Source organism: Terribacillus sp. AE2B 122, from assembly GCF_902497585.1.
GTDB classification, from domain to species: domain Bacteria; phylum Bacillota; class Bacilli; order Bacillales; family Amphibacillaceae; genus Terribacillus; species Terribacillus saccharophilus_A.
The window spans coordinates 45,466-55,123 of sequence record NZ_LR700949.1 but is presented as its reverse complement, the minus strand read 5'-3'; the positions used below and the strand labels follow the sequence as shown (position 1 = coordinate 55,123).

Here is a 9,658-nt window from a genome sequence, read left to right as displayed (position 1 = left end):
CAGGCATGCCGCCGCCAGCGTTTTCTTCTGGCTTGTCAGCTACTACTGCTTCAGTAGTTAGGAACATAGCTGCTACGGATGCTGCGTTTTGAAGTGCGGAGCGAGTTACTTTAGTTGGGTCAACGATACCTGTTTCAAGCATGTTTACCCATTCGCCTGTTGCTGCGTTGAAGCCGATGCCGACGTCTTCTTTTTTAAGACGTTCGATGATAACGGAACCTTCAAGGCCTGCATTGTGTGCGATTTGGCGAACTGGTTCTTCGATTGCACGAAGGACGATTTTCGCACCAGTTTCTTCGTCGCCAGTTAGTTCAAGACCTGCAACGTGGTTGTAGATGTTAACTAGAGCTGTACCACCACCAGCTACGATACCTTCTTCTACTGCTGCGCGAGTAGAGTTAAGGGCGTCTTCGATGCGTAGTTTGCGTTCTTTCAATTCTGTTTCAGTAGCAGCACCGACTTTGATTACTGCAACTCCGCCAGAAAGTTTCGCTAGGCGCTCTTGTAGTTTTTCTTTGTCGAATTCAGAAGTAGTTTCTTCTACTTGTGCACGGATTTGTGCTACGCGGGAAGAAATGTTTTCTGGGTTACCATTACCTTCAACGACAGTTGTGTTTTCTTTTGTAACAACAACTTTAGAAGCGCGGCCAAGCTGAGTGATTTGCGTGTTCTTCAGATCAAGACCTAGGTCTTCTGTGATCACTTCACCACCAGTTAGTGTCGCGATATCTTCTAGCATTGCTTTACGACGGTCACCGAAGCCAGGAGCTTTAACAGCAACAGCGTTGAATGTACCGCGTAGTTTGTTCACAACAAGTGTTGCAAGTGCTTCGCCTTCTACGTCTTCAGCAATCATCAATAGAGGCTTACCTTGCTGTACAACTTGCTCAAGCACAGGAAGTACTTCCTGGATGCTGGAGATTTTTTTATCTGTGATCAAGATGTATGGATCTTCAAGAACTGCTTCCATTTTATCTTGGTCAGAAACCATGTACGGAGAAGCATAGCCACGATCGAATTGCATACCTTCTACAACTTCAAGCTCTGTGTTGAAGCCGCGGGATTCTTCGATAGTGATAACGCCGTCGTTACCAACGCGCTCCATTGCTTCTGCGATTAGTTTACCAACTTCTTCGTCAGCTGCAGAGATTGCCGCTACTTGTGCGATAGACTCTTTGCCTTCGATTGGTTTAGAGATTTCTTTAAGCTGTTTAACAGCTACGTCAACCGCTTTTTCGATACCGCGGCGCACGCCTACTGGGTTCGCACCAGAAGCGACGTTTTTAAGACCTTCGCGGATCATTGCTTGCGCAAGGACAGTCGCTGTAGTTGTACCGTCACCAGCGATTTCGTTTGTTTTAGAAGCAACTTCGGATACAAGCTGCGCACCCATGTTTTCGAATGCATCTTCTAGTTCGATTTCTTTCGCGATTGTTACACCATCATTTGTGATTAGTGGAGAACCGAATTTCTTATCCAATACAACGTTACGGCCTTTTGGTCCGAGTGTTACTTTAACTGCATCTGCAAGTGTATCCACACCGCGAAGCATGGAACGACGAGCGTCTTCAGAGAACTTAATGTCTTTAGCCATGAATAAAAACCTCCTATAATATCTTCTATGTTATATAAATCTGTTCTTCGGATTATCCTACTACTGCAAGGATGTCGCTTTCGCGAAGAATTAAGTAATCTTTTCCTTCGAATTTCAATTCTGTACCAGAGTATTTAGAGAAGATGATCAAATTGCCTTCTGCAACTTCCAGTGCAACTCTTTCTCCATTATCGGTTACACGACCGCTACCGACGGCAACAACTTTACCTTCTTGCGGTTTTTCCTTTGCAGATTCAGGAAGCACGATACCAAATGCTGTTTTTTCCTCCTGCTCTACAAGTTCAATTACAACACGATCGCCTAGTGGCTTCAACATGTGAGAAACCCTCCTTATATAATCGATAATTTGATTTTTAGCACTCGAGTTAGTTGAGTGCTAATACAGTTATTATAATAATCAAAACGAAAACGGAATGCAAGCATGACACTCTGATAGTTGTTCGACGAATTCCTTGTTTCTCCTGCCAAGCCTTGGACGAATTAACAGGCTAATTACAATGCGCACCGCTACATACTTCCTTGCTTCTTATGTTAAAATACGTAAGATGCCAACTACATAAGTAAGGCGGAAGGAGTCGTTATATTGCCAGCACGTTATTGGTTCGTCATATTGACATATATTGTGATGCAGCTTTCCGCATTCCTGCTTGTTCCTTTCGTTCCTTGGATGGATGATCGAGGGCTGGATTTAGCAACCGTCTCGTATTGGTGGAGTCTGATCACCTTCCTGCTCGCTGTCATTATCGTCTGCTTTATGCTACGCAAGGACATGCGGACACCAGCTGTGCGAAACGCTACTGGTCCCGGAATGACGATTGTCTGGATCATTATCGGTTTCTTTGGCGCTTATGCCGGGCAGATAATTGCAGGCTTGATCGAGACGTATGCTTTTGGAATTACACAAGGCTCAGAAAATACGTCTAGCATCCTGGACGCGGTTCGGGAAGTTCCAGCGTTCGTACTAATTGTCGTCGTATTCGCACCAATATTGGAAGAAATCATTTTCCGAAAAATACTATTCGGCGAAATCTACAAGCGAACAAACTTCTTCGTAGCAGTACTTATCTCCGCACTCGTATTCGGTGCCGTACACGGAGACTTCTTACACCTATTGCAATACTTCGTTATGGGTGTCGTTTTTGCAGCTTTATATGTACAGACAAAGCGAATCATCGTACCTATCATCACACACGGCTTGATGAATCTGATGGTCGTCATCATTCAGCTCTATCTCACCCCGGAAAGAATGGAAGAAATAGAAAGAATGCAGAAACAACTAGAAAATATGCAAATGATCATCTTTGGAGGATAAGAAATTATGATACGATCGCCATTGCCCGCCGCGATACTCTACCTTGTAATAGGTGTCTTCTTCGTCTATTGGGCCATACATGACGTACAGGCAGCAAAAGACTGGACGATTTTCAGCATCTTACTTGCAGTGTTCGCTGCATTTGATTTTTACACATCGTTCCGCTATTTCAGCCTGTATTTCAAAATCAAGAAAATGAATAACAAGAAATAAGGAAAACCAGCCGATTGAGGCTGGTTTTTTCGTTCCCTCATTCCTGTTTCTTATGTAAGCTTGCCACTCTACAGATTCAGGATATGCTATATCTTTCGATAATATCTCAAGGCAGGATAACTTTCTCCCTCTATATCATGGTAGCCAGGCCGCTCGTGCTGGACGACGAATCCTCTCGCTTCATAAAAAGGTATACCCTTCTGATTTCCCTTTGCTACAGATACCCACTGTTCCGTGGCGTTAAACTGATCCTTTTGCTGTTTGGTGAGGGCATTTAACAATTTCGTTCCTATTCCCTCATTGCGTCGTTCAGGATCAAGATACAGCACGAACACCTCTCCAATACCTTCACCGATCATTCCGCCGCCGATAGCTCCCAGCACTTCCCCATCTTCGAGTGCAACGATGTATCCGCCCCAATCTCTGCTCGTCTCAGATACTTCTTTTAGAATTCTGTCATGATTATAAAACTCTTCGATAATGCCTTGAATGTATTGCTCCGAGTGTGTTTCCCTGTATGTGGCCCAATAGCCATCGCTGCATACTTTGGATATACCTGCTACATGGTCTGAATTTGCAAGTGTTACTTTTATCATAATTGCCTCCTTGTAAAAGATGATAAGCAATTGATGACTGACATGTTGTTATGTAAGTTCCTTGAGATTTATATCATAATTTCTTTATTATCATCGCTATTTAACCAATATTGTGTTCCATCCGATGTTCTTTTAAATAATTCAAAAGTTATTAGATATCTTCTTTGTTCGACATAATCGTCTTTTGAAAACATAGTTAGAAGTTCATCATTAATTTCCTGTTCGGAATACATTTTTCCGGCGTCAAATCTCTTTGTGAATTCCGATGATAAGATATACTTCTTTTTCTCTTTTGCAGGAACACTAATCACTTTTCCGTCTTTCATAAAATTAGAGATTACTTGAGTTCTTTCTATTTCAGTAAAGCTGTATTTCAAGATGCTCAACTCCTCTTTCTTACTGCTACACCTGCTACTTCCAGAATATACAAAAAGGAACTGATTGGCAATAAAAGGATATGATAGAGCTTCGTTATAGACTGCGTTTTACTCCTCCGCTTCGAGCTTCATCATCGCCCCAAAATATTGCTGTGCAGTGGTAAAGCAGATAAAAGCACAAAGTTCACTGATCTCAGCTTCTGTGAAATATTCCTTCAATATTGCAAACGATGAATCTGGAACATCACCTTTATGATGGTTTTGAAAGACTATCGCAAATCCTACGGCCACAGACGTTTTCTCGTCCTGCAAGATCGTATCTGGTTTTCCTTTTGCTTTGCAATAAGTACATCCGTTGTTTTGAGCTAATGTACGCCTTACTTGTTCTTTCAAATTTTTGGATAGCTTACTATCATTCTCTAAAATATCGGCTAGCTCCGACCAGGCGGTCATGATTTCTAGGTTATGTCCTAATAATTTTGTGAAGCTCGTTCTACCGAATTTCGACTTTGTAATTCTTGCCATGACTTCTCCTCCTTCGCTATATTTAATATAAGCATTCGTTGATCCTATTTACATACAGATTTTAAGGCGTTATGTGACTGTAACTTATTCTTATTAACGAATTTAGTGAGGATGTTTAAAAAATGAAAATAGATGATACAGATAGAAGGATTCTAGCAGAATTAACGGCAAATAGCCGCCTGTCCATGAGCGAACTCGGACGGCGGGTTAATTTATCATCTCCTTCTGTAAAGGAGCGTGTGCAACAGATGGAATCCTTCGGGGTGATTAAGAGATATACACTGGAGATTGCTTATGAAAAGCTGGGTCAGCCGGTCCAATGCATCATGGAAGCGACGATGAAGAATGGAAATTATAGTGGATTTAAAGCACATATCGCGACACTGGATAATGTGGATTTCTGTTATCGAATTGCCGGCAATGCCTGCTTTATGCTGAAAATGCGTTTTGAAAACTTTGCGCAGGTGGAGGAATTCATTGATTCAATCGCTTCCTATGCTGTGACTGTGACACACTTCATCTTTTCACAGGTGGAAATTAATGAAAACATAAAAAGAGCAGACTGATTGAGTCTGCTCTTTTCCCATTACTGAAACAGATAATCCAGGAAAGTCTCTATCTTCCTTCTATCCGTCAGCTTTTCATTACATGCCTGACTGTCCTTGCATATATAGTTTCCTCTATTTACATAGGTCTCTTTCCCGCTCTTGACCCTTGTAACGAACAAACCCACTTCATCCAGACTGTTACATAATGTACAGATTCCTTGGGTACTGCTGTTATCAAAGACACCGGAGATACCTTTCAGCTTGCCTTGATATTCTACAATCAAGTGCTGCTTATGCGCCCGCGTGTCGAACCATCCGATATACGACAATCTCTTAAAATCCATACCATCAATGTCTGGCACCTGCAGCTTTTTCGCCTTCGGAAATAGCTTCTCAACAGTTTTCTTCGAGACCCGTCGAAATGGGATGACATACTGCCTCAGCTCTGATAAAAATGCCTCAGCTTCTATTTCCTCTTCTATTTCGAGCAGGCGATTAAGAAGTGTTTCTTGTACCTCATTCATTTCTGGCAGTATCTCCTCTACTTTTGAAAAAGCATGGAGCTTCACACCGTCCAGTGTATCCTTATGATTTACCGACGCATGCGCATTGATAATATGAGACACCTGCCGTGCGATGAAGTTATATTGGTCATTCCGAATAAAAGCTTGTTCCGTAATTTTCCTTTTATCCATTTTCTGTTCGCTCCCTTATCTTTTTGAGTGCTTAGATAAGTGCAAAGCCCAGACAGAAAAGGATACATTGGCGATTAGTAAACAGACCTCTCACACAAAGTATCGCCTTTCATCATAGGCTTTGCATGAGCTGTTACAAATTCTGACGCATGAGCATTCCTCTCAGTTGCCATCAGGTATCACCTCCACTTCCAGAATATACAAATGAGGGTATTGTTGCAACATGAAAAGGAATAAAGCAGTCGATTGCTAGTTTATGTTGTCCATGTGGATCATAAGCGACTGTAGCTTATTTCGGATTGCAACTCGGAGTTCAGAAGGTTGGATAGAAATAATAGACTTACCAAATCGCATAAAATAGTTAGCAATGAACGCTTCTTCATTCCTATTGTAATAGCCGGATATCCTATAAGTATCATCTGTCTGCTCTAGCTTCATGGACGGATAACTTTCTTTGTCATAAAGGTCCTTTCCGCGTTCTGTAACTTCTACGGTGAACATAGTCGCCCCTGGCTGATGATGATACGTCTTCAAAAGTGAAAACAGATACTGTAATTCCAAAGGCTGTTTCTCTTCTGACTCTTTCATTTGCATTATCTTGTCGCAGCGAATCGTTTGAATACGATTTGAGTTCGTATTGTAGACCTTCGCATACCACTGTCCGAATTTCGCCTGCAGCGTAACAAACTGAACTGTCATATTTCGGCTTTCTTCTTTCCGATAGGAAATGCTATAAACTTTCTCCTCCATGATTCCTTTCAGGATTTCCTTAAGATAAGGTGTCTCGTTTTGATGACTCGGTGTATCCAGCCTTACCGAATCCTTCATCTTTTTAATTCTATCTTTGATACCGCTTGGTAAAACACTTTGAAAGGTTTCTTCTAAGCTGTTAATTTCATGTTCAAAGGGTGTTTCCTTGTAGCCAGTCAGTGTCAGCATCGCAAAGTAAATGGCGTACAGTTCATCTGCGGTAAAAGTGATCGGGGAAAGGATGCGATTATCTAAGACAACATACTTCCCGTTTCTGCCGTGTTCCGCATAGATCGGCATTCCAAGCATTTCAAGTGCCTGGACATCCCGAATGGCCGTGCTTCTGGATGTACTATACTTTTCCATCAGGTCCTTTAAGTTGAATTGCTTTTTTTCATTTATGTATTGCAGCATATCCTGCAGCCTTTCTGATTTGCGCATGATAAAAGCTCCTTAATAGGTGTCATGAATTGATACCTTTTTACTGTAAGCTAAAACTGTTAACAGGAAAAGGAGGTCTTTTACATGACATTGGAGATTGCAGTTTTTTTATCCATGAATGGAAAAGCGAAGGAAGCGATCGAATTCTACAAGCATAATTTGCAGGCAAAGGAGCTTTTACTTGTGACCTATGCAGACATGGTAAAGCGTGATCCATCCATGGAGCTTACAGAAGAAAACAAGGATCATATCTCACACTCTGTGCTGTCAATCGGCAAAACGAAACTAATGATCGCAGAAGAAATAATGAAGCCTGGCGAGAAATATCAAACAGGCAATAACTTCTCTCTTTGTATCCAAAGTGCAGACTTAACAGAGATAAACCATTTCTATCAAAACGTAACGAGCGATACCCGCGTAAAAGTTATTCGCCCACTATCGGCAAATATGTTCAGTAAGGCGTATGCTGTTGTTCGAGATCCCTTTGGGGTTGATCTACAGTTGATGTATGATCCAAGGTTAAGATAGTTAACGAAAGAAAAGGAACCAGCATTAATGCTCGGTTCCTTTTCTCCACTAATTACTTTGCTGAAACAATGATCTTTCGCTGCAATACTTTTGTGACAATATGCTGATAAGCTTTTCTTTGCGGATTCTTCGCCAGCTTCTTATTATTCAGTCGTCCAATAACTTTTCGTACATCTTTATCAAAGATGAGCAGATCCCGATACGGCTGTTGATTCAAATACTTCTGGAACCAATCTGTTTTTCTTAATTGCTCGATATTATGCTGCGTATCATCCTCCGAAAAAGAGCCCGAAATGGAAGACAGCATCAGAATGCTGAATACATCCAAAAGTATAATCATGTTTTCAATCCTTTCTATTCATTTTTGAAATTGTAAGTGATATTATCTGTACTAACAAAAAAATGGGTTTCATTTTACATTTGAAAAAACCAGAAAACCTACCGCTGATGCACGGTAGGTTTCATAATTATTTAAGAAGCAATCGGCTTCGTTGGTGTTTTAGTTGTATGTTTGGGATAGTGATTTCTGAGATATGGCATTACCCAGCGATCCAACCCATATCGTCCGGCATTAGCTCCTGCAACTAGTATGAAGACAGTCAGCAAGACCATTTGTGCATTAGTGCTGACGGTGCCGCTGAACAGAAAGGCGAAGTTCATTGTTATTCCCATAAGAGCAGCGAAGTTAGTAAAGACTCCGAGAATAAGTGCGATTCCGACAAGTATCTCTCCCCACATAACGAGGAAGCTGAACAATCCCGCGTTCGGCAATGCGACCTGTTCCAGGAAGACAGCCCACCAGCCTTGCACCGCTGGATGATCTCCGCCAGCTTGTGCGACTGCGCCTTGCAGGAAGCCACTTGCATCAAAACCACCGCCTGTTAGTTTGCCAATTCCGCCTGTTAACCAGCTATAGCCAAGATAAATTCGGATAACTGCCCAAAGTCCCGCTGCTGCTTTACTGTTTCGAATCCACTGTATGATCATTTTCTTCTACACTCCATTCATGAAAATAGTTTGTTAAACATTTCACATAATAGATTGAGATGGATTAGCGCTGTTCCTTCTACACTTGTAGTATAAGCGAAAAAATCATATTGCGCTCAAATTTGTGAACGTTTTCACAAATTTGCAATATTCCTTTTACAGTTTTGTGAACATGGGCGTAATGCTGTTTCAAATAGTTTCTTTCATCCGATGGCTTCTGCATCTTTTTTCAAAAGACATACCTTGACTTAGAGTTGACTCAAAGGTGTAGCTTAAAGAAAGAAACAATAAAAAATTACCGAGAGGAGAAATGGAAATGGCAGAAAAACAGACGGCAGGACGGGATTTATTAGGAGAGTTCGCTCCGAAATTCGCAGAGCTGAATGATGACGTTCTTTTTGGAGAGGTCTGGTCGAGGGAACAGGAATTATCACCGCGTGATCGCAGTTTGATTACTGTTTCTGCCCTGCTTGCGGGCGGGAATATGGAACAGCTTACTCCTCATCTCCAGAAAGCAAAAGCGAATGGCTTAACAAAAGATGAAATTTCTGAAGTTATTACCCACCTTGCCTTTTATGCCGGTTGGCCGAAAGCTTGGTCCGCATTTAACATTGCTAAAAAAATTTTTGATGAAGAACAGAAAGAAGGATAAACATAATGACTAAAGAAAACCTAAGCAACAGTACTATTTTCGAATTAGGAGATAAAGTTGAAACTAACTTCATTGGCGATGCATATTTGAACATGATATATATGGATAAAACCCCAATTGATGCACCAATCGGTAATGTCACCTTCGCACCAGGAGCGCGTAATAATTGGCACGCACACAATATCGGTCAAATCCTGCTCGTTACAGGTGGAGAAGGCTGGTACCAAGAAGAAGGCAAAGCTGCACAGCTGCTTAAAAAAGGTGATGTGGTAAACATACCGGCAAACGTGAAGCATTGGCATGGTGCGACGAAGGATAGCTGGTTTGTTCACTTAGCTATTTCACCAGGTCAGACAGAGTGGCTGGAGCCTGTTGAAGATGAGTGGTATAGCAAGCTGTAAGTGCATCAAACGGCAAAC

At 41.7% G+C, this 9,658-nt stretch carries 15 protein-coding genes; 6 read left to right on the top strand and 9 right to left on the bottom strand.

Annotated features, from left to right (window positions below):
• On the bottom strand, positions 1-1,594 hold a 1,594-nt coding region (groL, locus tag AE2B122_RS16550), incomplete at its 3' end, for a chaperonin GroEL (protein ID WP_175074760.1).
• 52 nt (positions 1,595-1,646) lie between these two features.
• Positions 1,647-1,931, bottom strand: coding sequence for a co-chaperone GroES (gene groES / locus AE2B122_RS16545; protein ID WP_175074759.1), 285 nt, complete (start codon positions 1,929-1,931; stop codon positions 1,647-1,649).
• A 267-nt stretch (positions 1,932-2,198) separates the two neighbouring features.
• On the opposite strand from groES, the gene AE2B122_RS16540 reads away from it, so the two are divergent.
• Together AE2B122_RS16540 and AE2B122_RS16535 are read left to right on the top strand one after the other, a co-directional pair.
• The gene (locus tag AE2B122_RS16540; RefSeq protein WP_175074758.1) at positions 2,199-2,927 is read left to right on the top strand and encodes a CPBP family intramembrane glutamic endopeptidase; all 729 of its coding nucleotides are present in this window, start codon (positions 2,199-2,201) and stop codon (positions 2,925-2,927) included.
• A gap of 6 nt (positions 2,928-2,933) precedes the next feature.
• Positions 2,934-3,140, top strand: a complete 207-nt coding sequence (locus tag AE2B122_RS16535; protein ID WP_038558255.1) for a DUF4305 domain-containing protein — start codon at positions 2,934-2,936, stop codon at positions 3,138-3,140.
• A gap of 86 nt (positions 3,141-3,226) precedes the next feature.
• Here AE2B122_RS16535 and AE2B122_RS16530 read toward each other — a convergent pair whose 3' ends face one another.
• The 3 genes from AE2B122_RS16530 to AE2B122_RS16520 all read right to left on the bottom strand — a co-directional run bounded on the left by AE2B122_RS16530 (position 3,227) and on the right by AE2B122_RS16520 (position 4,638).
• A complete protein-coding gene (locus AE2B122_RS16530) occupies positions 3,227-3,736 on the bottom strand; it encodes a GNAT family N-acetyltransferase (RefSeq protein ID WP_175074757.1) in 510 nt (169 codons plus the stop codon).
• A 68-nt stretch (positions 3,737-3,804) separates the two neighbouring features.
• Entirely contained in the window at positions 3,805-4,113 is a 309-nt protein-coding gene (locus AE2B122_RS16525; RefSeq protein ID WP_175074756.1) for a DUF2087 domain-containing protein, read from the bottom strand.
• 108 nt (positions 4,114-4,221) lie between these two features.
• The gene (locus AE2B122_RS16520) at positions 4,222-4,638 is read right to left on the bottom strand and encodes a carboxymuconolactone decarboxylase family protein (protein ID WP_175074755.1); all 417 of its coding nucleotides are present in this window, start codon (positions 4,636-4,638) and stop codon (positions 4,222-4,224) included.
• 122 nt (positions 4,639-4,760) lie between these two features.
• On the opposite strand from AE2B122_RS16520, the gene AE2B122_RS16515 reads away from it, so the two are divergent.
• Positions 4,761-5,204, top strand: coding sequence for an Lrp/AsnC family transcriptional regulator (locus AE2B122_RS16515; protein ID WP_175074754.1), 444 nt, complete (start codon positions 4,761-4,763; stop codon positions 5,202-5,204).
• Between the two features lie 20 nt (positions 5,205-5,224).
• Here the strand turns inward: AE2B122_RS16515 and AE2B122_RS16510 are convergent, their stop codons facing one another.
• Together AE2B122_RS16510 and AE2B122_RS16505 are read right to left on the bottom strand one after the other, a co-directional pair.
• Entirely contained in the window at positions 5,225-5,881 is a 657-nt protein-coding gene (locus AE2B122_RS16510) for a FusB/FusC family EF-G-binding protein (protein ID WP_175074753.1), read from the bottom strand.
• A gap of 249 nt (positions 5,882-6,130) precedes the next feature.
• On the bottom strand, positions 6,131-7,072 hold the full coding sequence (locus AE2B122_RS16505; RefSeq protein WP_175074752.1) for a YafY family protein: 942 nt from the start codon (positions 7,070-7,072) through the stop codon (positions 6,131-6,133).
• An 84-nt stretch (positions 7,073-7,156) separates the two neighbouring features.
• Between AE2B122_RS16505 and AE2B122_RS16500 the strand changes: the two genes are divergently transcribed.
• Positions 7,157-7,600 carry a VOC family protein gene (locus AE2B122_RS16500; RefSeq protein WP_175074751.1) on the top strand — a complete coding sequence of 148 codons (444 nt, stop codon included), beginning with the start codon at positions 7,157-7,159 and terminating at the stop codon, positions 7,598-7,600.
• A gap of 52 nt (positions 7,601-7,652) precedes the next feature.
• On the opposite strand, the gene AE2B122_RS16495 is transcribed toward AE2B122_RS16500, so the two are convergent.
• Both AE2B122_RS16495 and AE2B122_RS16490 read right to left on the bottom strand, forming a co-directional pair.
• Positions 7,653-7,940 carry a hypothetical protein gene (locus AE2B122_RS16495; protein WP_095219023.1) on the bottom strand — a complete coding sequence of 96 codons (288 nt, stop codon included), beginning with the start codon at positions 7,938-7,940 and terminating at the stop codon, positions 7,653-7,655.
• A gap of 131 nt (positions 7,941-8,071) precedes the next feature.
• Positions 8,072-8,587 (bottom strand): DoxX family protein, encoded by a 516-nt coding sequence (locus AE2B122_RS16490; protein WP_095219024.1) that lies wholly within the window; start codon positions 8,585-8,587, stop codon positions 8,072-8,074.
• A gap of 316 nt (positions 8,588-8,903) precedes the next feature.
• Between AE2B122_RS16490 and AE2B122_RS16485 the strand changes: the two genes are divergently transcribed.
• On the top strand, positions 8,904-9,239 hold the full coding sequence (locus AE2B122_RS16485) for a carboxymuconolactone decarboxylase family protein (protein ID WP_095219025.1): 336 nt from the start codon (positions 8,904-8,906) through the stop codon (positions 9,237-9,239).
• Positions 9,240-9,244: 5 nt separating this feature from the next.
• Entirely contained in the window at positions 9,245-9,640 is a 396-nt protein-coding gene (locus AE2B122_RS16480) for a cupin domain-containing protein (RefSeq protein ID WP_175074750.1), read from the top strand.
• Positions 9,641-9,658: the final 18 nt, after the last annotated feature.

Bases quoted from the DNA above. Each gene is read 5' to 3' on its own strand.
- AE2B122_RS16505 (WP_175074752.1), bottom strand. From the start codon at position 7,072: ATGCGCAAATCAGAAAGGCTGCAGGATATGCTGCAATACATAAATGAA.
- AE2B122_RS16490 (WP_095219024.1), bottom strand. From the start codon at position 8,587: ATGATCATACAGTGGATTCGAAACAGTAAAGCAGCAGCGGGACTTTGG.
- AE2B122_RS16485 (WP_095219025.1), top strand. From the start codon at position 8,904: ATGGCAGAAAAACAGACGGCAGGACGGGATTTATTAGGAGAGTTCGCT.
- AE2B122_RS16510 (WP_175074753.1), bottom strand. From the start codon at position 5,881: ATGGATAAAAGGAAAATTACGGAACAAGCTTTTATTCGGAATGACCAA.
- AE2B122_RS16480 (WP_175074750.1), top strand. From the start codon at position 9,245: ATGACTAAAGAAAACCTAAGCAACAGTACTATTTTCGAATTAGGAGAT.
- groES (WP_175074759.1), bottom strand. From the start codon at position 1,931: ATGTTGAAGCCACTAGGCGATCGTGTTGTAATTGAACTTGTAGAGCAG.
- AE2B122_RS16495 (WP_095219023.1), bottom strand. From the start codon at position 7,940: ATGATTATACTTTTGGATGTATTCAGCATTCTGATGCTGTCTTCCATT.
- AE2B122_RS16500 (WP_175074751.1), top strand. From the start codon at position 7,157: ATGACATTGGAGATTGCAGTTTTTTTATCCATGAATGGAAAAGCGAAG.
- AE2B122_RS16520 (WP_175074755.1), bottom strand. From the start codon at position 4,638: ATGGCAAGAATTACAAAGTCGAAATTCGGTAGAACGAGCTTCACAAAA.
- AE2B122_RS16535 (WP_038558255.1), top strand. From the start codon at position 2,934: ATGATACGATCGCCATTGCCCGCCGCGATACTCTACCTTGTAATAGGT.
- AE2B122_RS16515 (WP_175074754.1), top strand. From the start codon at position 4,761: ATGAAAATAGATGATACAGATAGAAGGATTCTAGCAGAATTAACGGCA.
- AE2B122_RS16530 (WP_175074757.1), bottom strand. From the start codon at position 3,736: ATGATAAAAGTAACACTTGCAAATTCAGACCATGTAGCAGGTATATCC.